The following is a 20,812-nucleotide window of genomic DNA, read 5'->3' on the forward strand; positions in this document are numbered from 1 at the left end:
CGATTCATACGGAATCGTGAACCAGCCAAGTCAAGTAAAGGATTCACGCATGAAAAAGCTTATCGTTGCATTGATCGCTTCCGCCGCTGCCATGTCGGCGGCCCAGGCCCAGACCACCGCGCCGCGTGCCTATGTCGGTGCCGGCGTTGCCAGCGCCGATCATGCGTTCAAGCGCTCTGGCGCCACCAATGTCGATACCGAAGGCTACAAGGCTTCGGGCAAGCTCTTCGGTGGCTACGATTTCAACCAGAACTGGGGCGTGGAAGCGGGCTACACCGATTTCCGCAAGTCGGACGTGAATTACTCGATCGGCGGCGTCAACACCCGTGGCGAGACCAGCGGCCACGCCGTCTACCTGGCGGCCAAGGCCAGCGTGCCGGTCAACGAGCAGTTCTCGGTGTATGGCAAGCTGGGCGCGGCGCGCACCAAGAGTGAACTGGAAACGGTCAACGCGCTGCAAAACATGAGCCGCAGCAAGACCGAAGCCTACGGCGCGCTGGGCGCGGAGTATCGCCTGAACCAGAACGTGTCGCTGATCGGCGAATACGAGCGCTACGGCAAGAGCAAGGATGTCGGTGCCAAGGCCGACGTCTGGACCATCGGCGCGAAATACGCCTTCTAAGCCGACGGCAACCAAGGAAAAGGCCCTGCGGGGCCTTTTTTCTTGCCCGGTCCTAGAGCCGGGCAAAGCCCTGCGATTGTGGCCGCAGTACCCAGGGCGGCACGATCAGTTCCTGCGCCGGCGCCGCATGGCCGGCGTTGACGAAGCGGTGCAGCGAAGACCAGGGCCAGTCGCGCGGGTGGCTGCAATGGCCGTGGCGCACGGCGTCCAGGTGGGTGTAGTCGACCAGTGCCGCGTACTCCTCGTCGTCGCCGACGCGGTAGTGCTGGTAATGCCGCTCCCAGATGCTGCCCTCGCTGGCATGCGGCACCGCGGCCTTGCGCAGCGCTTTCGAGAACGCGATCTTGACCGCGCGCCAGCGGCTGGAACAGTCATGGTCGCCCGGCGGCAGGGTCCACATGGCATGTGCATGGTCCGGCAGCACGACCCAGGCATCGACATGGAAAGGCTTGCGGGTGCGCGCCAGCCGCATGGCTTCACCGAAGGCGGAGATATGGTCTGTGAGCAAGGTGCTGCCACGTTCGAGCAGGCGCACCGTAAAAAAGAATGTCCCACCCGGGACGCGGTTGTGGCGGTAATCAGTCATGGGTTCCGTCAGTCCGCGCCTTGCAAAGGCAACAGACATCCAGGCCAACCGGCCCTCATCGCCAAGGATTCTACACACCGCCTCGGGGTTGCCGCGTTCGTTTCCGCGCGAAAAAAAATCCCCGCGATGCGGGGATTTCCTTTACGAAACAAACGCTTGGGTGATGCTCAGGTGGTCAGCGGCTTGTAGCGGATGCGTTTCGGCTTGGCGCCTTCTTCGCCCAGGCGCTTCTTCTTGTCGGCTTCGTATTCCTGATAGTTACCGTCGAAGAAGGTCACCTGCGAATTGCCTTCGAAGGCCAGGATGTGGGTCGCGATGCGGTCCAGGAACCAGCGGTCGTGCGAGATCACCATCACGCTGCCGGCGAACTCGAGCAAGGCGTCTTCCAGCGCGCGCAGGGTTTCCACGTCGAGGTCGTTCGACGGTTCGTCCAGCAGCAGCACGTTGCCGCCTTGCAGCAGGGTCTTGGCCAGGTGCAGGCGGCCGCGTTCGCCGCCCGACAGGTTACCGACGATCTTCTGCTGGTCCGAGCCCTTGAAGTTGAAGCGGCCGAGATAGGCGCGCGACGGCATCTCGAAGCGGCCCACGCTGAGCATGTCGGCACCGCCGGTGACGTCCTCGAACACGGTCTTGTTGTTGGCCAGCTCGTCGCGGCTCTGGTCCACCAGCGAGACCTTGGCCGTCTTGCCGATCACGACTTCGCCGCTGTCCGGCTGCTCTTTACCCGCGATCATCTTGAACAGGGTCGACTTACCGGCGCCGTTCGGGCCGATGATGCCGACGATCGCGCCCGGCGGCACGGTGAAGGACAGGTTGTCGATCAAGAGGCGGTCACCAAAAGCCTTCGAGACGTTCTTGAACTCGATGACTTCGTTGCCCAGGCGCTCGGCCACGGGAATGAAGATCTCCTGGGTCTCGTTGCGCTTCTGGTATTCGTACTCGCTCAGTTCGTTGAAGCGGGCTAACCTAGCCTTGGACTTGGCCTGGCGTGCCTTCGGGTTCTGGCGTGCCCATTCGAGTTCCTTGGCCAGCGCCTTCTGGCGCGCCGACTCGGTCGCTTCTTCCTGCTTCAGGCGCGCCTGCTTCTGGTCCAGCCAGGACGAGTAATTGCCCTTCCAGGGGATGCCCGAACCGCGGTCCAGTTCCAGAATCCATTCGGCGGCGTTGTCCAGGAAGTAGCGGTCGTGGGTGATGCCCACCACGGTGCCCGGGAAGCGCAGCAGGAACTGCTCCAGCCACTCGACCGATTCGGCGTCCAGGTGGTTGGTCGGCTCGTCCAGCAGCAGCATGTCCGGCTTGGAGAGCAGCAGCTTGCACAGCGCCACGCGGCGCTTCTCGCCGCCCGACAGCACGCCGATCTTCTGGTCCCAGGGCGGCAGGCGCAGCGCGTCGGCGGCCATTTCCATCTGCAGGTTCAGGTTGCCGCCGTCGGCCGCGGCGATGATCGATTCCAGGCGCTCCTGTTCCTTCGCCAGGGCGTCGAAGTCCGCGTCTTCTTCCGCATAGGCGGCGTACACGGCTTCCAGCTTGGCCTGGGCTTCAAACGCTTCGCCCAGGCCGGATTCCACTTCCTGGCGCACGGTCTTGTCCGGGTCGAGCTGCGGTTCCTGCGGCAGGTAGCCGATGTTCAGGCCCGGCATCGGGCGCGCTTCGCCCTGGATGTCGGTGTCGATGCCGGCCATGATCTTGAGCAGGGTCGACTTGCCCGAGCCGTTCAGGCCCAGCACGCCGATCTTGGCGCCCGGGAAGAAGGACAGCGAGATATCTTTCAGGATTTGACGCTTTGGCGGGACGATTTTGCCCACGCGGTTCATGGTATAGACGTAGTTGGCCATGTTTTAACTCTGGTGTTGAATCAAGGTGCAGAGGATACGACAGAACCCGCGCGGGACACAGGTTTTTGTGTCCCGCAGGGTGCGTCATGCTTTCCTGTCAGGCCGCTTGCGGCTGCGCCACAGGCCTTCGCCCGCGAACAGGGCCAGCGCGGCCCAGATCATCAGGAAGCCGACCAGGCGCTTGCTGTCGAAATGCTCGTGGAACAGCCACACGCCCAGCAGGAACTGGAGGGTCGGCGACAGGTATTGCAGCAGGCCGAGGATCGACAGCGGGATCCTGCGTGCGCCGCTGGCGAACAGCAGCAGCGGAATCGCCGTGATCGGCCCGGCCGCGGCCAGCAGCAGGCGGGTGCCGTCCGAGGCCGTATTCAGGAAAGCGTTCTCGCCGCTCATGCTCAGCCAGGCCACGTAGGCGGCTGCGAACGGGAACAGCACCATGGTCTCGAAAGACAGGCCTTCGAGCGCGCCCAGGGCCGCGGTCTTGCGCAGCAGGCCATAGCCGCCGAACGAAGCGGCCAGGAACAGCGCGATCCAGGGCACGGTGCCCGATTGCCAGGTTAGCCAGCCCACGCCCAGCGCGGCGATCGCGATCGCACCCCACTGCACCTGGCGCAGGCGCTCCTTCAGTATGAGATACCCGAACATGATGTTGACCAGCGGGTTGATGAAGTAGCCGAGGCTGGCCTCGATGACGTGGCCATTGTTCACTGCCCAGATATACGCCAGCCAATTGGTCGAAAGCAGCAAGGCGGAGGCGACGAAACTCCAGAACACGCGCGGCTGGCGTACCTGCGCCAGCCAGCCCCACTGGCGCCGGAACGCCAGTACGACCAGGAGAAAGGCCAGCGACCACAGCACCCGGTGCGCCAGGATTTGCACCGGCGGCACTTCGCCGATCGCATGGAAATAAATAGGGAACAGGCCCCAGCACAGGAAGGCCAGGGCCGCGGACAAGATACCGGAACGCATGGAGAGGGAAGGAGGGCGATTGCTAGGTCGCCATTATCCCCGATGCGCACAATCTCTGCAGGCACGGTCGGCTTTTTCCTCCGCGCGCACGTTAATACAGAATGTACTTGCAATTTCCTTTCCTCTAATTTATGGTGCGCTGCACCAAATCCTCGTACGGGGCAAAATTGAGTACCGAAAATAAAAAAAGCAGTGTCGCAGCGCTCACGCTGGCAGCCGTCGGCATCGTCTACGGCGACATCGGCACCAGCCCGCTCTATACCCTGCGCGCGATCTTCGACCAGGAACATGGCCTGCCCCTCAACACGCCGAACATCCTCGGCATCGTGTCCCTGATCTTCTGGAGCCTCACGATCGTCGTCTCGCTCAAGTACGTGACCCTGGTACTGCGTGCCGACAACCGCGGCGAAGGCGGCATCATGGCGCTGATGGCGCTGGCCACCACGTCGGTCAGCAGGTCCTCGCGCTGGCATTTCCCGCTACTGGTCATCGGCGTGCTGGGGGCCACCATGTTCTACGGCGACAGCGTGATCACGCCAGCCATTTCGGTGCTGGGCGCGATCGAGGGCCTGGAAGTCGCGGCGCCCGGCATGTCGCACTATGTGGTGCCGCTGGCAGTGGTGGTGCTGGTGCTTCTCTACAGCGTGCAGCGTCATGGCACCGCCGGCATTGGCCGTTTCTTCGGGCCGGTCATGCTGGTCTGGTTCATCGCGCTGGCCGTGATGGGCGTCATCAACATCGCCGAAGCGCCGGTGGTCCTGAACGCGCTCAATCCCTGGCACGCGCTACGCTTCATGCTGGATAACAAGCTGCTCGCCTTTGTCGCGCTGGGCGCAGTGGTGCTGGCGATTACCGGGGCCGAGGCGCTGTACGCGGACATGGGCCATTTCGGTCGCAAGCCGATCCGCCTGGCCTGGTTCGCGATCTGCTTCCCGGCGCTGGCGCTGAACTACCTTGGCCAGGGTGGCCTCCTGATCAATGACCCTGGCGCGGTCGAGAATCCTTTCTTCCACCAGCTCGGCATCTGGAGCGTGATCCCGCTGGTGCTGCTGTCAACCATGGCGGCCGTGATCGCCTCGCAGGCGACCATTTCCGGCACCTATTCGATGACGAAGCAGGCGATCGCGCTGGGCCTGCTGCCGCGCATGCGGATCCTGCACACTTCGGAAAGCGAGATCGGCCAGATCTACATCCCGGCGGTGAACTGGGCGCAGCTTGCCATCGTGCTGATCGCCGTGATCGGCTTCGGTTCCTCGGACGAGCTGGCCGGCGCCTACGGCATCGCGGTCACCGCCACCATGATGGCGACCACCATCCTGACTTTCTTCGTCACCCGCTACCGCTGGCACCTCCCGCTGGCGCTGTGCCTGGGCGCGACCGGCTTTTTCCTGGTGATCGACATCTTGCTGTTCTCGTCGACCACGCTCAAGCTGTTCCATGGCGGCTGGTTCCCGCTGCTGCTCGGCAGCGTGCTGCTGACCCTGATGCTGACCTGGAAGCGGGGGCGTGAGCTGGTGTTCGAGAACCTGGAAAAGCACGCGATCCCGCTGGACGCCTTCATGGATTCGCTGTTCGTGGCGCCGCCGGCGCGCGTGCCGGGTACCGCACTGTTCCTGCGCGGCGAAAGCGATGGCGTTCCGCATGCGCTGCTGCACAATCTCTCACACAACAAGGTGTTGCACGAGCGTGTGGTCTTCCTCACGGTGCACATGCGCGAAGAGCCCTGGGTGCCGGCGGAAGAACAGGTGGACATCGTGGAACTGGGCCACAACTGCTTCCAGCTCAACGTCCAGTACGGCTTCAAGGACGAACCGGACATTCCCGGCATCCTGCGCCAGTGCGGCGGCCTCGGCTTGAACTTCGAGATGATGGAGACGTCCTTCTTCATCGCGCGCCAGACCGTGATCTCGGCCCCGGGACGCGGCATGGCGCCGTGGCGCGAGCACCTGTTCGCGATGTTGTCGCGCAATGCGCGCGCGGCCGCCGACTACTACCAGATTCCACCGAACCGGGTGATCGAACTGGGCACCCAGGTCGAGATCTGAACCCGGCCCGGCTTACAAAAAAATACAAAGGCCGGACACACAGTGATACTGCCGTAGGGTAAGGTGCGTGGTTTCAAGGTTTACATTTTCCCGCATCTACCCGAAGGATTAACATGAAGCTGAAGTTCCCCCTGATCGCCGCCTTTGTCGCCATCCTCAGCCTGACCGCCTGCGGCGGTGGCGGCGGTGATTCCGGCGCCGACGTCGTCAACCCGAACAACCCGGCCACCCTGGTCAAGACCGACAACGCGCTCGGCACCGGCGCCGAAGCGACCGCCGGCAAGCACGTCGCCGTCAGCTACATCCTGTGGCTGTACAGCGCCTCGGCCGCCGACCACAAGGGCACGCGCCTGGAAAACGGCAGCTTCTCCTTCGACCTGGGCGCGCCTGGCGTCATCGACGGCTTCCAGCAGGGCGTGACCGGCATGAAAGTGGGCGGCAAGCGCACCGTCGAAGTCCCGTCCAACCTGGCCTACGGCGCCCGCGGCGGCAACGGCATCCCGCCCAACAACGGCCTGGTGTTCGAAATCAGCCTGACCTGCGCCGGTACCTCGGCCCAGTGCAAACTGCCTTGATGTAAGAAGCGCCGGGACACGCGTCCCGGCGCTGCGCACTCCTGCGCTGGCGCACACGCCGGCCTCCCCGCATGGCCGATGCTGCAGGTTCCAATGACCTGCACATCCGCCGCCATGCCCCGCCTTTCTTTCCGCCTTTCCTTCCTGTCCCAGCTGGCCACGCCGGTACTGGCCTGCCCGCGCCCGACAACCCTCCAGGAAGAGCCCGATTATTGGCTGCTGCTGGCCGCCCTGGTGCTCTACGCCGCGGGAAAATTCGCCATGCACCGGCCACATTGATTCCGCATCAGCGCAGCATGTCGAGGTGCAGGATGCCGTCCTCGTCGTAGGGCGCCGACACGGTCCGGAAACCGAAGCCCTGGTAGAAACGCTCCAGGTACTGCTGGGCGCCGATGCGGATGCGGTGGCCCGGATACAGGGCTTCGGCCCGTGCAATTCCTTCCTGTAGCAGCGCGCGTCCGGCACCCAGGCCGCGCGCCGACCTGGCCGTGATCACGCGGCCGAGCGACATCTCCTCGTACTTTACGCCCGGACCGAGCACGCGCAGGTAGGCGGCCAGGCGCCGCACGCCGTCCACGCTGTGCCAGCCGAGCAGGTGGTGGGCGCGCGGGTCGAGGCCGTCGATGTCGGGGTAGAGGCAGGTCTGTTCGAGGATGAAGACATCCTGGCGCTGGGCCAGCACTTCGTACAGGTCGGCGGGACTGAGGTCGTTGAAATGAGAGAACTGCCAGTCGATCATGGTAAGCAAGGGTAATGCCGCTTCGCGCGAGGCTCAGGCGGCGGTTTCGAAACCTTCGAGGATGTGCACGGCGCCGATGCCCTTGTCGCCTTCGTTCCCGCCTTCGAACACGAAGGCGGCGGGCAGGCCCAGGTGCGCGAGCCGTTCGCCGATGCGCAGGCAGCCGCCGCCCTGCAGGCCGAAGGCCGGTCCCAGGCCGCCGCCGAGCGAGACCACCAGCGCCTCGGGGCGGAACATGGCGAGCTTGAGGCAGGCGCTCTCCAGCGCGGCGTGCCAGGCCGCGGCGCCGCAGCCGCGCGCCAGCGGCAGGTTCATGGTGGTGCCCAGGCCCGCGCCGGCGCCCTGTTCGCCGGCATGGCCGGCATAGTAGGGGTAGTCCTGGCGCGGGTCGAGGTGCAGCGATACGAACAGCAGATCGGCGCGTTCATAGAAAATGTCCTGGGTGCCGTGGCCGTGATGGGGCGCGAGGTCGAGGATCGCCACCCTTCGCAGGCCCTCGTCCAGCAGGTGCTGGGCCGCCAGCGCCGCATTGTTCAGGAAGCAGCCGCCGCCGAAACCGGCGGCGCGCGCATGTTGGCCGGCCGGGCGGGTCAGCGCGAAGCTGGCGCGCTCGCCCACGCGCAGCGCATGGGCGGCATTGATGGCGCAGTCGGCGCCCTGCCTGGCCGCGCGCCAGGTGCCGGCGCCCAGCGGCGTGCAGCTGTCTGCGGCGAACAGCCCGAGGCGCGCGATGAAGTCCTCCGGCTCCGCCGCGCCGGGCGCGCCGCATGGCGGCCAGATCCGGGCCAGCAGCGGGGCCGGCAGTGCCTCGCCGTGGTCCGGCCCATATGCGCTCCAGTCGCTCCAGGCGCTGCGCAGGAAGTGCAGGTAGCGCGGCGCATGCACGCGCTCGAGCGAGGCCAGCGACACGGCGTGCGGGGTGACGATGCGCCCCAGTCCGCGGCGCTCGAGTTCGGCCAGCGTCAGGCCGACCGCATCGGCTTGCCCGTCCCATGGCGCGCCGCCGGTGCAGGCCGGCTGCAGGCCGTGGTGTTCGTTGTAGAACGTGAGCATGCGGCGCTGGTGGCGGTAGCAGCGGTGGCGGGCGCGCTCAGTGGTGGTTGCCGCACAAGGTGCTGCTGTTGTAGGCCGCGACGAAGTCGTCGAAGCTGCCGCTGTCGCTGCGCTCGATCTGCGCCTGTTCCTCCAGCGACTTGCGCGCCATCTCGTCGAACAGCGCTTCCTCGGCCGGCATCAGGGGACTGTCGCGGAAGCTGGCCGCATGCAGCTGGCTCTGGCGCAGCCCGAACGCTGCCGCCGAGCCCAGGCTGCGGATCTCTTCCAGCACCCGCGCCGACGGGGTCAGCGCCGGATTGGCGATCTTGGCCTGTTGCAGGTCGAGCGAGGAAGTGTGTACATCGCCGTCGTTGTGTTCCTGGTCCAGCAGCCGGGCCAGCGGGCGGATGCGTTCGACCAGCTCCAGCGCCCAGTCCGTGAGCGGCAGCTCGGCGCCGTCGCGGGTGAGGGTCAGGGCCGGGTCGCGTCCCTGCTTCACGGTGCGCGCGAAGTTGCGCGCATGGACCTGGCCGTCCTCGGGGCTGATCGGGGGGCTTTCCTCGAGCGCGCAGAACAGCAGGAAGGCATCCAGGAAGCGGCCGGTCTCGAGGCTGATGCCGACCGGTTCGAACGGATCGACGTCCAGGCAGCGCACCTCGATGTACTGCACCCCGCGGTTGCACAGCGCCTGCACCGGACGCTCGCCGGTGCGGATCACGCGCTTCGGCCGGATCGTCGAGTAGTACTCGTTCTCGATCTGCAGCACGTTGGTGGACAGCTGGATCCATTCGCCGTCCTTGCGGGTGCCGACCGCCGCATACGGCTCATAGGGCGTGTTCACGGCCGACATCAGGCTGGTGACATAGCTTTCCAGGCTGTTCTCGTGCGGACGCAGGCCGGACTGGGCGTCGTTCTGGTAGCCCAGGTCGCTCATGCGCAGGCTGGTCGCATAGGGCAGGTAGAGGGTGTCATCGGACAGCGTCTCGAGCTGGTGCGGACGGCCGCGCAGGAAGCTGGTGGTCAGGGCCGGTGTCGCGCCGAACAGGTACATCAGCAGCCAGCTGTAGCGGCGGAAATTGCGGATCATCGCAATGTAGCTCTCGGACTGGAAGTCGCGCAGCGCATGGCGGCGTTCCTCGACGATGCCTTCGCTGGCGGCCACCAGCCGCCACAGCCTTTCCGGCAGCGAGTAGTTGTAGTGGATGCCGGCGATGCACTGCATCGCCTTCCCGTAGCGCAGCGCCAGGCCGCGCCGGTAGACGTGCTTGAGCATACCCAGGTTGGACTTGCCGTACCAGGCGATCTCGATGGCTTCTTCCGAGGGCAGCTCGCCGGGCATCGACACGCTCCACAGCATCTCGTCGCCGAGGCGCGCGTGCGCATAGCGGTGGATCGCGTCCAGGTGGTTCAGCACGGTCGAGATGTCGTGTTCGGCCGGGGTGATGAACTCCAGCAGGGCTTCGGCGTAGTCGGTGGTGATCTGGGCATGCGTGAGTGCCGAACCGAGTGCGCGCGGATGCGGGGTGCGCGCCAGGTGGCCGTGCCGGTCCACGCGCAGGGTTTCGCGCTCGATGCCGCGCAGGCCCTGGCCAAGCAGGGCGCGGTGGTCCTCGTCGTCGAGCAGGGCGAGGCGGCGCTGCAGTTGGTTCGACACTGGTTGATTCGACACGGGTGTTTCCTTTCTTATACTGCCAATGCGGATTGGAGCAGAGAGTAACCGAAAAACGCGCGGCGCGCCGAGCGCCCCCTCATTCCCGCCTGGCGGCCTGTCGTTCGCTCTGCACCCAGCGCTCGAGCTCGCGCTGCAGCAGGTCGAGCGGCAGCGCGCCGTTGCGCAACACCGCATCGTGGAAGCGGCGCTGGTCGAAGCGTGGACCGAGGGCCGCGCGCGCCGCGTCGCGCAGCGCGGCGATGCGCAGCTGGCCGATCTTGTAGGCGAGCGCCTGGGCCGGCTGCGCGATGTAGCGCTCGACTTCGGCCGCGTTTTCCTGCGGCGGATTGGCGGTATGCGTGTTCAGGTAGTCGAGCGCCTGCTGGCGCGACCAGCCCAGCGCATGGATGCCGGTATCGACCACCAGGCGCGCGGCGCGCAGCATCTCTTCGTTGAGCTGGCCGAAGCGCGAGAACGGGTCGCCGAAGAAGCCCAGTTCCTGGCCCAGGCCCTCGGCATAGGTGGCCCAGCCCTCGCCGTAGGCCTGGTACCAGCCATGGCGGCGGAAGGCCGGCAGCGCCAGCTCCTGGGCGCGCGCCACCTGCAGGTGGTGGCCCGGCACGCCTTCATGCAGGGCCACGGCGTCCACCTGCCATACCGGACGCGTGGCCAGCTGCGAGAGGTTGACCACCAGCGCCGCGGCGCGGGTCTCGCTGCCGGCTTCGTAATAGGCCACCGGCTGGCCTTGCAGCCCGGGCAGTTCCTGCATCGGCTTGACCGCGAGCGGCGCCTCCGGCACCGTCGCCACCACCTTCGGCAGCCTGGCCTGGGCCCGCGCCAGCGCCTTGCGGTAGCGCGCCAGCAGGGCCTCGGGCTGGCCGAAGAACAGGCGGCGGTCGCTGCGCGCGAACACCAGGAAGCGTTCCAGTTCGCCGCGAAAGCCGGTGCGCGGCACCAGGGCGGCCATCGCGGCGCGGATGCGCGCCACTTCCTTCAGGCCGATCGCATGCACCTCGGCCGGACTGAGCGGGGTTGTGGTGACCTTGCGCACCTGGAAGGCATACCATGCGGCGCCGCCCGGCAGGCCGGCGGCACCAATGCTCTCGCGTGCGGCCGGCAGGTATTCATTGCGCAGGAAGTCTTCCAGGCGCTGCAGGGCCAGCGCCGCCGTCGCCAGCGCCTCGATGCCCTCGTCCAGCAGGTCTTCGCGCACGTCCGCGTCGATCGTGGCCGGGATGCGCTGCAGGGGTGCATGCAGCGGGCCGCCGGCGATCCCTTCGTGCAGGCGGCGCAGCGCCTCCGGCACCGGCGCCAGCGCCAGCTTCGGCACCGTCCAGCCGGCGCGCAGCCCGGCGCGCATCTGTTCGACCAGCCCGTCGACGTGGGCCGGCAGCGCCGCCAGCCGCGCCAGGTAGTTGCGGTAGTCCGCTTCGGTGGCAAAGGGCATCTGGGCGGCCAGGCGCGGCAGGCGCAGGTGCAGGCCGTCCCAGCTGCTGATCGGCTGCGGGTCGAACGGGGTCAGGGCCAGCGCTTCCAGCTCGCGTTCGCGGGCGGCCACGAACAGGTCGTAGGACAGCAGGTCCTGGCCGGCAAGCTGGCCGCGGTCGATGCGGCGCGCTTCCTCCAGCACCTCGCGCGCGTGCTCGGCGCTGGCGGCGCGCGCGGCGAGCGACGTGTCGGCCAGCAGCGCGTCGTGGCGGTGCTCGCCGATGGCGGTGGCGTATTCAGGCTGCTGGCGCAGCTGCCATTCCCACTCGCGTTCGAACAGGCGGCGCGCCGTGTCGGCCGGGGTGTCGGCCGCGCCGCAAACGATGGGCGCGAGCAGGATGAGCGAGGCAAGCAGTGTGCGCATGCGCATGGATGACGGGTCAGGGACTGGCCATTGTAACAATGGCGCCCCGGGGACCGCGCAGGCTAGGGCAGGCGCGCGCCGCTGACCCGTTCGATGCCGGCCAGGTCGCGCCAGCTCTGTACCTCCTGCAGGCCGCGCGCCGCCAGCAGCTCGCGCACCGCCGCGGCCTGGTCGTAGCCATGCTCGAGCAGCAGCCAGCCGCCGCTTTCCAGGTGGTGCGGCGCATCGGCGACGATGCGGCGCAGGGCCGACAGGCCGTCGGCGCCGTCCGTGAGCGCCCCAACCGGCTCGAAGCGCAGGTCGCCCTGGGCCAGGTGCGGGTCGCCGGCGGCGATGTAGGGCGGGTTGGAGGCGACCAGGGCGAAGCGCTCGCCGGCCACGGCCGCATACCAGTCGCTGCGCAGGAAGCGCACGGCGGCGCCATTCGCGGCGGCGTTCGCGCGCGCGATCGCGAGCGCATCCTCGCTCAGGTCGAGCGCGGTGACCCGCGCATCCTTGCGGCTGTGGGCGCAGGCGACCGCGATGGCGCCGCTGCCGGTGCCCATGTCGAGCATGTGCGCACCTGGCGGCAGGCGCGCCAGTGCCAGTTCCACCAGCAGCTCGGTGTCCGGGCGCGGGATCAGGACACCCGGCCCGACCTGGAACGGCAGCCCGAAGAATTCGCGCCGGCCCACGATGTAGGCGATCGGCTCGCCCGCCAGGCGGCGCCGCAGCAGCGCTTCCAGGCGTGCCGCTTCACCGCCGGTGAGCGCGCGTTCGGACTGGGTGATCAGGGCCACCCGCGCCAGGCCGAGCGCGTGGCACAGCAGGATGCGGTTTTCGAGCGGATCGAGCGGCAGCGCGGCCTGCAGCTGGCCCAGGGTGGCGCCAGCCTCGACGAGGTGCTTCATGCGCGCTGCTTGCGTACCAGGACGAAGGCCAGCAGCACGGTCAGCACCCCGAACCAGAGCGCCGACCATTGCGGGATCGCGAGGCCCATCAGCGAGTCGGTGGCGCCTTCGCACAGGCCGTCGGCGCGGAACACCCAGGGCAGGTACTCGGCGGTCGGGATCTTGTTGAGGAAAGTCTCCATCGGATCGATGCCGCAGCTGAAACCCGGATGGGCGATCACGTACAGGTGCTTGCCGACCGCGTACAGGCCGCCCAGGGCCGCCAGCAGGGCCAGGATCGTTCCCTGGCGCAGCCTGCCGCTGATCGCCGCCACCAGGCTGGCCACGCCGATGGCCAGGAACAGGTAGCGCTGGATCACGCACAGCGGGCAGGGCAGCATATGCTGGATGTGCTGCAGGTAGAGGGCGACGGCGATCAGCGCGAAGCAGATCGACGAGATGGCGAACAGGATCTGGCGGTTGGAGGGCAGCATCGGTGGATTCTTATCTGGTGTGGTTCGGACCGGGCATTCTCGCACGAAGCCGCCGCCGCCACTACCCATGCCGCCTCGCGCATGGGGACATCAGTCCCCGAGCGCCGCCAGCAGCTCGGCCTGGTGCTCGGCCGCCAGCGCATTGACCAGCTCCTGCAGGTCGCCATCCATGATGAAGTCCAGCTTGTACAGGGTCAGGTTGATGCGGTGGTCGGTCAGGCGGCCCTGCGGGAAGTTGTAGGTGCGGATCCGCTCGCTGCGGTCGCCCGAGCCGATCAGGCTCTTGCGGGTGGCCGCCTCTTTCGATTGCTGTTCGCGCAGCTGCACGTCCTTGATGCGCGCCGCCAGCACCTTCAGGGCTTGCGCCTTGTTCTTGTGCTGGCTGCGGTCGTCCTGGCACTCGACCACGATGCCGGTCGGCAGGTGGGTGATGCGCACCGCCGAATCGGTCTTGTTGATGTGCTGCCCGCCCGCTCCGGACGCGCGGTAGGTGTCGATGCGCAGGTCGGCCGGGTTGATGTTCACGTCTTCCACTTCGTCCGCTTCCGGCATCACGGCCACGGTGCAGGCCGAGGTGTGGATCCGGCCCTGGGTCTCGGTGGCGGGAACGCGCTGCACGCGGTGGCCGCCCGACTCGAACTTCAGCTTCGAATACACGCCGTTGCCGATGATGCGCACGATGACTTCGCGGTAGCCGCCCAGGTCCGAGCTTGACTCCGACACCACCTCGACCTGCCAGCGGTTGCGCTCGGCGAAGCGGGTGTACATGCGCAGCAGGTCGCCCGCGAACAGGGCCGATTCGTCGCCGCCGGTGCCGGCGCGGATCTCGAGGAAGATGTTGCGCTCGTCGTTCTCGTCCTTCGGCAGCAGCATTTTTTGAAGATCGAGCTCCAGCGCGGCCAGGCGCGCGCGGGCGGCCTCGATCTCTTCCTGCGCGAAATCTTTCATCTCGGGGTCCTGCGCCATCTCCTGGGCCGCATGGATGTCTTCCTGGGCCGCGCCATACTGGCGGTAGAGGGCGACCAGCGGCGACAGCTCGGCGTGTTCGCGCGTCATCTTGCGGTAGCTGTCCATGTTGGCGGTGGCGCCTTCGGACATCAGGAGTTCGTCCAGTTCGACGAGTCGGTTGGCCAGTTGGTCCAGCTTGGCCAGCATGGATGGTTTCATGGGTGTGAAAGAGTCTGGGTAGCCGCTACGGGCCGGGACGCGCTCCAGGAAGGAGCGCACGACAAAACGAAGAGGACCGCTAACGGCGGCCGCGGAACAGCTGCGGCAGCAGGGCGGCAAGGCGGGCGCGCTCGTCGCCCTGGGCCTGGTGCAGCGCCTGCTGCGGACCATGCAGGAACTTGGCGGCAAGGCCCCTGGACAGCGCTTCCAGCACCGCTTCCGGATCGTCGCCGCGCGCCAGCAGCCTGCGCGCGCGTTCGAGTTCGGCCAGGCGCAGCGCCTCGCTGGCGTCCTGCAGGTCGCGGATCACCGGTACCATGGCGCGGTCGCCAACCCAGTGCATGAAGGATTGCACGCGGTTCTCGATGATGGCTTCGGCCTGGGCCACCGCGGCCTGGCGGCTTTCCAGGCCGGTCTGCACCACCTGGGCCAGGTCGTCCACGGTGTACAGGAACACGTCGTCCAGGCGCGCGACTTCCGGCTCGATATCGCGCGGCACGGCCAGGTCGACCATGAACACCGGACGGTGGCGGCGCGCCTTGACGGCGCGCTCGACCATGCCGAGGCCGATCAGCGGCAGGGTCGAGGCGGTGCAGGAGATCACGATGTCGAAGCCGTGCAGGCGCTCGGGCAAGTCGGCCAGGCGCATGGCCTGGCCCTCGTAGCGGGTGGCGAGCGCCGCGCCGCGCTCCATCGTGCGGTTGGCGATGGTGACCGATTTCGGCTTGTGCGCCGCGAAGTGGGCGGCGCACAGCTCGATCATCTCGCCGGCACCGATGAACAGCACATGCTGGTCGGCGATGCGATCGAAGATGCGCTGCGACAGGCGCACCGCGGCGGCGGCCATCGACACGCTGTGGGCACCGATTTCCGTGGTCGTACGTACTTCCTTCGCCACCGCGAAGCTGCGCTGGAACAGCTGGTGCAGGTAGGTGCCCAGGCCGCCGGCTTCCTCGGCGGTGCGCACCGCATCCTTCATCTGGCCCAGGATCTGGGGCTCGCCCAGCACCATCGAATCGAGCCCCGACGCGACGCGGAAGGCATGGCGCACCGCGCTGTCCTGCGGCAGCATGTACAGGTGCGGGCGCAGTTCGGCGAAATTCAGCGCGTGATAATGGGCCAGGAACTGGGCCGAGGCGTCGAGCGGGTGGGCGATGTCGCTGGCCGCGTACATCTCGGTGCGGTTGCAGGTGGACAGGATGGCCGCTTCGTTGCCGCCGTGCGCACCGGCGCTGCCGGCCCCATGGCGCGCGAACCAGCCGCGCGCCGCCTGCACCGCCTTGCCGAGCTGGTCAGGCGCGAGCGCCAGCTGCTCGCGCAGCGAGACCGGTGCGGTGGTATGGTTCAGGCCAACGGCAAGCAGTTGCATTGTGGGAGGCGGGTCGACGGGTATGCGGCATTATACCCTGATGGGAGCAGGGTTTCAGGGGCGCCGGCAGGGCTTGCCGGCGCCGTTGGCGCCCTGGCAAGGGCTCAGGCGCCCAGCTTTTCCAGGCGGTAGCCGTAGCTATAAACCGGCACCAGGCGAAAACCGTTTTCCGGACGCAGGCTGAGTTTGTTGCGTACGCGGGAAACGTGGGTGTCCATCGTGCGCGAAGGCACGTCGGTATCGCGCACCCAGACCGATTCGTGGATGTAGGCGCGCGACAGCGGGCGGCCGATGTTACGGAAGAACAGCAGTGCCAGCGAGAATTCCTTTTGGGTGACGTCGATGATCGAGCCATCCTTGAGCAGGCGGCCCGGACGGGTCTCGAACGTGAATGGCCCGAACTGCAGCTGCTCGGCGCTGTTCTGCGACGGGTAGGCGCGGCGCAGCAGGGCCGAGACACGCGCGACCAGTTCGCCACGGCGCAGCGGCTTGACCAGGTAGTCGTCGGCGCCGGCAGTGACGCCGGCGATGATGTCGTCCTCGGCATTGTTGCCGACCAAAAAGATCACGGGTGCGTTCGCGGCCAGCTTTTCCTTCGCGCGGCGCAGCACTTCGGCCCCATCCATGTCGGGCACGTTCCAGTCCAGCACCAGCATGTCCGTGTTCTCTTTGCGCAACTGCGCAAGGCATTCCCTGGCGCTGTCGAAAGGCTGGCAATGATGACCGGCTGAGGTAAGCACCTGGCAAATCAGTTCAGCTTGGCTACGGTCTTGTTCGAGAACGGCGATCTTCATAGGACATCTACAGGTAAGGTTGCCTTTGTAGGAACGCTCCTACAAGAGTTAAACCGAATATAGCAGACATTCACAAAATAGCGCTACAGCAAAATAACGAATTTGCGTTTTAGAAATTATATCTGTTGTGTTAAGGAGAAATGACCCTGGGCGTTACACTTGTCTTTATCAGCTGACCCGGAGGGAATATGTTGTTTAGACGCAAGAAAAAGGAAGCGGCCGCGGCGGAACCGCCGGTGCAGCCCGTGCGTGGCTCCGAGATCGAGATCGTGCGCGAGCGCTGCCGCGAGATGGTGCGCAAGCGCGCGCTGGTATCGGCCGGGGTAGCGGCAGTGCCACTGCCCGGCGTGGACATCCTGTCCGACCTGACCACGTTTACCGTGCTGGTGGAAGAGGTGAACCGCGAGTTCGGCCTGAGCCAGCAGCAGATCGAGCGGCTCCATCCGCGCATGCGGGTGCTGGCTTACCAGGCGGCGGCCTCGGTCGGCGGCATGTTGGTCGGCAAGCTGGTGACGAAGACACTGGTGCTGCAGCTGTTCAAGCGGGCCGGCATCCGGATCGCGGCCAAGACCGTTACCAAGGTGGTGCCGATCGCAGGCCAGGTGGCCTCGGCGGCGATCGGTTTCGCGCTGTTTCGCAAGATGGGCTACCAGCACGTGGACGCCTGCGCCAAGGTGGCGCGCGAACTGCAGAAGATCCAGGTGACCGATGCCGGGACCGCCCAGGTACCGGTCTGAGCTACATCGCTGCTGGATAAACAAATGCCCGCTGACGCGGGCATTTGTTTAGATGGTAAACATCTCGGGCTCAGGCATCCGGCAACACGACGTTCACGTCGAGCACTTCCAGGTTGCCCTGGCGGTCGAGCGAAATCTTGATGTCGTCCGCATTCACCTTGGTGTACTTCGAGATCACTTCGATCAGCTCGCGGTGCAGGGCGGGCAGGAAGTCCGGACCGGCCCGGTTGGTGCGCTCGCGCGCAATGATGATCTGCAAGCGTTCCTTGGCGGCTGTCGCGCTCTTCTCTTTTTTCGGAAAAAGGAAATTGAGCAGTGGCATATCACTTGGCTCCAAAGATGCGCTGGAACAAACCCGGCTTTTCGTAGGTCGTGAAACGCAGCGGACGGTCTTCGCCCAGGAAGCGGGCGATCACGTCCTCGTAGGCTTCGGCCACGTCGGTGCCCTTGAAGTGGATCGCCGGGTTGCCCTGGTTCGAGGCATGCAGCACCGATTCCGATTCCGGGATGATGCCGATCAGCGGGATGCGTAGGATTTCCTGCACGTCCTGGTAGGACAGCATTTCGTCCGCTTCCACCCGCTTCGGCGAGTAGCGGGTGATCAGGAGGTGTTCCTTGACCGGCTCGGAACCGCTCTGGGCGCGGCGCGACTTGGCCTGGATGATGCCGAGGATGCGGTCCGAGTCGCGTACCGAGGACACTTCCGGGTTGGTGACGATGATGGCCTCGTCGGCGAAAGTCAGCGCCATCAGCGCGCCGTGCTCGATGCCGGCCGGCGAATCGCAGATGATGAACTCGAAGCCCATCTTGACCAGCTCGTTGAGCACGCGCTCGACGCCGTCTTCGCTCAGCGCATCCTTGTCGCGCGTCTGCGAAGCCGGCAGGATGAACAGGTTGTCGGTATGCTTGTCCTTGATCAGGGCCTGGTTCAGGGTGGCTTCGCCATTGACCACGTTGATCAGGTCATAGACCACACGGCGTTCGCAGCCCATGATCAGGTCGAGGTTGCGCAGGCCGACGTCAAAGTCGATCACCACGGTCTTGTGGCCGCGCAGGGCCAGGCCGCTGGAAAAGCTCGCGCTCGAAGTGGTTTTGCCCACACCGCCCTTGCCGGACGTCACAACAATAATTCTTGCCACAAAAAGGTCCTTTACGTTTCTAGCAGTATCTGCGGGTCAAATGGTTTAAGCGCGCGAAGGCGGCGCCAGCGATGATATATCGAGCCGGTCGCCGACCAGCCGGATCTGTGCGGGCTGGCGCGCCAGGTCGTTCGGGAAGCCGTCGTCGAAAGTGCGGTACACCCCGGCGATCGACACCAGTTCCGGCTGCATCGACAGGGCGAAGATGCGCGCCTCGGGATTGCCGGAGGCGCCCGCCAGCGCCCGGCCGTTCAGCGGCGCATACACGTGGATGCTGCCGTCGGCAATGATTTCCGCGCCATTGTTGACAACGGCAGTAATGATCAGGTCGCCGCCACGCGCATAGACGCGCTGGCCCGCGCGTACCGGGGTATCGATGATCATGGTCGATACCGCAGCCGGGGCAGGAGCTGCCGCCGGGGCAGCGGCCGGGGTAGCCGCTTGCGGGGCGGGCACGGCTTCCTGTGGCGCCCGCGGTTCCTGTAGCGCCGGCGCCGCGTGGGTTTCCGGCGCGCGCACGCCGCTGGCGCCGTCGTCCAGCGACAGGCCGTGCGCGCGGATCGCGTCGGCCATGTCGGGGCCGGCGCCACGCACGGCGACCGCGTTCAGGCGGTATTTCTTCAGCAGCGCCACCAGGGCCGGCCAGTCGATCGCGGGCTGCTCGTGTGCGATGGCGGCGATGTCGATCACCGCGAACTCGTCCTCGAAAAAGTCGGAGACGCCGCCAGTCATCTGGTGCAGCGCGGCGTCGATCACGGCCGGGTCGGCCGAATGCAGGATCGTCGAAATGGCGACGACCGTGGAGATCTTGATTTCGATGGGCAGCGAGGTCGGGGTTTTCGGCATAAAACGGTCTGGTTGGCGTTGCGCTCGTGCATTCTACTGTGAAAATTGACCGAAAGGACAGTTGGACGAACATCATTCCTAGTAGAAAGAACTGTTCCTGCGCTGTTCAAAAAAGCAGGCGGCGCGGGCCCACCAAAAGCATGGACGATCGCACGGTTGTATTCGGTGAATAAGCTGATAAGATTGATTTTGCTTAAACATCAGCACCATACCAACCGTAAGATGCATGGCTTTGCGAGTCCGGCATCTCAACATCTCCGGCCGAGGCCGGAACTAGGGAGATCAACATGGAAGACGTCGTCATCGTGGCCGCTGGCCGCACGCCGGTCGGCAAGTTCGGCGGCACACTGGCCAAGATTCCTGCCGCCGAGCTCGGCGCGCACGTGATCCGCCAGCTGCTGGCGCAGACCGGCATCGATCCCGCCTCGGTGAGCGAGGTCATCATGGGACAAGTCCTGACCGCCGGCGCCGGCCAGAACCCGGCGCGCCAGGCCGTGATCAAGGCCGGCTTGCCCGACATGGTGCCGGCCCAGACCATCAACATGGTGTGCGGCAGCGGCCTGAAGGCCACCCACCTGGCGGCCCAGGCCATCAAGTGCGGCGACGCGCAGGTCGTCATCGCCGGCGGCCAGGAAAACATGAGCGCCTCGCCGCACGTGCTGAACGGCTCGCGCGACGGCTTCCGCATGGGCGACGCCAAGCTGGTCGACACCATGATCGTCGATGGCCTGTGGGATGTGTACAACCAGTACCACATGGGCGTCACCGCGGAGAACGTCGCGCGCAAGTACGACGTGTCGCGCGCCGAGCAGGACGAGTTCGCGCTGCAATCCCAGCTCAAGGCCGAGGCCGCCCAGAAGGCGGGCAAGTTCAAGGACGAGATCATTCCGGTCGAGATCCCGTCGAAAAAAGGCCCGACCATCTTCGACACCGACGAATATCCGAAGCATGGCTCGACCCTGGAAGCGCTGAGCAGCCTGCGCCCGGCCTTCAACAAGGAAGGCACCGTCACCGCCGGCAACGCTTCCGGCATCAACGACGGCGCCGCCGCCGTGATCATGATGAGCGCCTCGAAAGCGCGCGAGCTGGGCCTGACCCCGCTGGCACGCATCAAGGCCTATGCCTCGGCCGGCCTGGATCCGTCGATCATGGGCATGGGGCCGGTCTCGGCCACCCGCCTGTGCCTGCAGAAGGCGGGCTGGACCCACGAAGACATCGACCTGATGGAGATCAACGAGGCCTTCGCGGCCCAGGCCATCGCGGTCAACAAGGAAATGGGCTGGGATACGTCGAAGATCAACGTGAACGGCGGCGCGATCGCCCTGGGTCACCCGATCGGCGCGTCCGGCTGCCGCGTGCTGGTCTCGCTGCTGCACGAGATGGTGCGGCGCGACGCCAAGCGCGGACTGGCCAGCCTGTGCATCGGTGGCGGCATGGGCGTGGCGCTGGCGGTCGAGCGCGACTGAGGATTTTTGTAGGGAAACAGTG

General features: G+C 66.2%; 21 protein-coding genes. 6 read left to right on the plus strand and 15 right to left on the minus strand.

Annotated features, from left to right (window positions below; translation table 11 throughout):
• The first annotated feature begins 49 nt into the window (after positions 1-49).
• Positions 50-622: an outer membrane beta-barrel protein gene (locus tag LE190_RS07690; RefSeq protein ID WP_224943527.1), complete on the plus strand. Its 573-nt coding sequence runs from the start codon at positions 50-52 to the stop codon at positions 620-622.
• A 52-nt stretch (positions 623-674) separates the two neighbouring features.
• Here the strand turns inward: LE190_RS07690 and LE190_RS07695 are convergent, their stop codons facing one another.
• The 3 genes from LE190_RS07695 to rarD form a co-directional block, all read right to left on the minus strand.
• The gene (locus LE190_RS07695) at positions 675-1,208 is read right to left on the minus strand and encodes an REP-associated tyrosine transposase (protein WP_225238178.1); all 534 of its coding nucleotides are present in this window, start codon (positions 1,206-1,208) and stop codon (positions 675-677) included.
• Positions 1,209-1,375: 167 nt separating this feature from the next.
• Positions 1,376-3,043: an energy-dependent translational throttle protein EttA gene (gene ettA, locus LE190_RS07700; protein WP_225238179.1), complete on the minus strand. Its 1,668-nt coding sequence runs from the start codon at positions 3,041-3,043 to the stop codon at positions 1,376-1,378.
• Positions 3,044-3,127: 84 nt separating this feature from the next.
• Positions 3,128-4,012, minus strand: a complete 885-nt coding sequence (gene rarD, locus LE190_RS07705) for an EamA family transporter RarD (RefSeq protein ID WP_225238180.1) — start codon at positions 4,010-4,012, stop codon at positions 3,128-3,130.
• A 131-nt stretch (positions 4,013-4,143) separates the two neighbouring features.
• On the opposite strand from rarD, the gene LE190_RS07710 reads away from it, so the two are divergent.
• From LE190_RS07710 to LE190_RS07720, 3 genes are all read left to right on the plus strand, one after another.
• The gene (locus LE190_RS07710) at positions 4,144-6,057 is read left to right on the plus strand and encodes a potassium transporter Kup (protein ID WP_439847475.1); all 1,914 of its coding nucleotides are present in this window, start codon (positions 4,144-4,146) and stop codon (positions 6,055-6,057) included.
• 113 nt (positions 6,058-6,170) lie between these two features.
• On the plus strand, positions 6,171-6,632 hold the full coding sequence (locus LE190_RS07715; protein WP_225238182.1) for an FKBP-type peptidyl-prolyl cis-trans isomerase: 462 nt from the start codon (positions 6,171-6,173) through the stop codon (positions 6,630-6,632).
• Between the two features lie 114 nt (positions 6,633-6,746).
• The gene (locus tag LE190_RS07720; protein ID WP_224943556.1) at positions 6,747-6,911 is read left to right on the plus strand and encodes a hypothetical protein; all 165 of its coding nucleotides are present in this window, start codon (positions 6,747-6,749) and stop codon (positions 6,909-6,911) included.
• A 7-nt stretch (positions 6,912-6,918) separates the two neighbouring features.
• Here LE190_RS07720 and LE190_RS07725 read toward each other — a convergent pair whose 3' ends face one another.
• The 9 genes from LE190_RS07725 to LE190_RS07765 form a co-directional block, all read right to left on the minus strand.
• The gene (locus LE190_RS07725; protein WP_225238468.1) at positions 6,919-7,371 is read right to left on the minus strand and encodes a GNAT family N-acetyltransferase; all 453 of its coding nucleotides are present in this window, start codon (positions 7,369-7,371) and stop codon (positions 6,919-6,921) included.
• Positions 7,372-7,404: 33 nt separating this feature from the next.
• Positions 7,405-8,424 carry an arginase family protein gene (locus LE190_RS07730; RefSeq protein ID WP_225238183.1) on the minus strand — a complete coding sequence of 340 codons (1,020 nt, stop codon included), beginning with the start codon at positions 8,422-8,424 and terminating at the stop codon, positions 7,405-7,407.
• A gap of 37 nt (positions 8,425-8,461) precedes the next feature.
• Positions 8,462-10,060, minus strand: a complete 1,599-nt coding sequence (gene gshA / locus LE190_RS07735; protein ID WP_225238469.1) for a glutamate--cysteine ligase — start codon at positions 10,058-10,060, stop codon at positions 8,462-8,464.
• A gap of 94 nt (positions 10,061-10,154) precedes the next feature.
• Positions 10,155-11,909, minus strand: a complete 1,755-nt coding sequence (locus tag LE190_RS07740) for a DUF885 domain-containing protein (protein WP_225238184.1) — start codon at positions 11,907-11,909, stop codon at positions 10,155-10,157.
• Positions 11,910-11,971: 62 nt separating this feature from the next.
• The gene (gene prmC, locus LE190_RS07745; protein ID WP_225238185.1) at positions 11,972-12,799 is read right to left on the minus strand and encodes a peptide chain release factor N(5)-glutamine methyltransferase; all 828 of its coding nucleotides are present in this window, start codon (positions 12,797-12,799) and stop codon (positions 11,972-11,974) included.
• Entirely contained in the window at positions 12,796-13,269 is a 474-nt protein-coding gene (locus tag LE190_RS07750; RefSeq protein WP_224943733.1) for a disulfide bond formation protein B, read from the minus strand. The genes prmC and LE190_RS07750 overlap by 4 nt, the downstream gene beginning before the upstream one ends.
• A gap of 93 nt (positions 13,270-13,362) precedes the next feature.
• A complete protein-coding gene (gene prfA / locus LE190_RS07755) occupies positions 13,363-14,439 on the minus strand; it encodes a peptide chain release factor 1 (RefSeq protein ID WP_225238186.1) in 1,077 nt (358 codons plus the stop codon).
• A 79-nt stretch (positions 14,440-14,518) separates the two neighbouring features.
• Positions 14,519-15,808: a glutamyl-tRNA reductase gene (gene hemA / locus LE190_RS07760; RefSeq protein WP_225238187.1), complete on the minus strand. Its 1,290-nt coding sequence runs from the start codon at positions 15,806-15,808 to the stop codon at positions 14,519-14,521.
• Between the two features lie 104 nt (positions 15,809-15,912).
• Positions 15,913-16,602, minus strand: a complete 690-nt coding sequence (locus LE190_RS07765) for a response regulator transcription factor (RefSeq protein ID WP_225238188.1) — start codon at positions 16,600-16,602, stop codon at positions 15,913-15,915.
• 188 nt (positions 16,603-16,790) lie between these two features.
• Between LE190_RS07765 and LE190_RS07770 the strand changes: the two genes are divergently transcribed.
• Entirely contained in the window at positions 16,791-17,339 is a 549-nt protein-coding gene (locus tag LE190_RS07770) for a hypothetical protein (RefSeq protein ID WP_225238189.1), read from the plus strand.
• Between the two features lie 70 nt (positions 17,340-17,409).
• Here LE190_RS07770 and minE read toward each other — a convergent pair whose 3' ends face one another.
• Genes minE through minC form a run of 3 tightly spaced genes read right to left on the minus strand, consistent with a single transcriptional unit; the run spans position 17,410 to position 19,324 of the window.
• Positions 17,410-17,661, minus strand: a complete 252-nt coding sequence (gene minE, locus LE190_RS07775) for a cell division topological specificity factor MinE (RefSeq protein WP_224943581.1) — start codon at positions 17,659-17,661, stop codon at positions 17,410-17,412.
• Position 17,662: 1 nt separating this feature from the next.
• A complete protein-coding gene (gene minD, locus LE190_RS07780) occupies positions 17,663-18,478 on the minus strand; it encodes a septum site-determining protein MinD (protein ID WP_225238190.1) in 816 nt (271 codons plus the stop codon).
• Positions 18,479-18,523: 45 nt separating this feature from the next.
• Positions 18,524-19,324, minus strand: coding sequence for a septum site-determining protein MinC (gene minC / locus LE190_RS07785; protein ID WP_225238191.1), 801 nt, complete (start codon positions 19,322-19,324; stop codon positions 18,524-18,526).
• A 287-nt stretch (positions 19,325-19,611) separates the two neighbouring features.
• On the opposite strand from minC, the gene LE190_RS07790 reads away from it, so the two are divergent.
• Complete coding sequence (locus LE190_RS07790) at positions 19,612-20,790, plus strand: acetyl-CoA C-acetyltransferase (RefSeq protein WP_225238192.1); 1,179 nt, start codon at positions 19,612-19,614, stop codon at positions 20,788-20,790.
• The last annotated feature ends 22 nt before the right edge of the window (positions 20,791-20,812 follow it).

The sequence above is a fragment of the Massilia hydrophila genome (assembly GCF_020208145.1).
In the GTDB taxonomy this organism is placed as follows: Bacteria; Pseudomonadota; Gammaproteobacteria; order Burkholderiales; family Burkholderiaceae_D; genus Telluria; species Telluria hydrophila.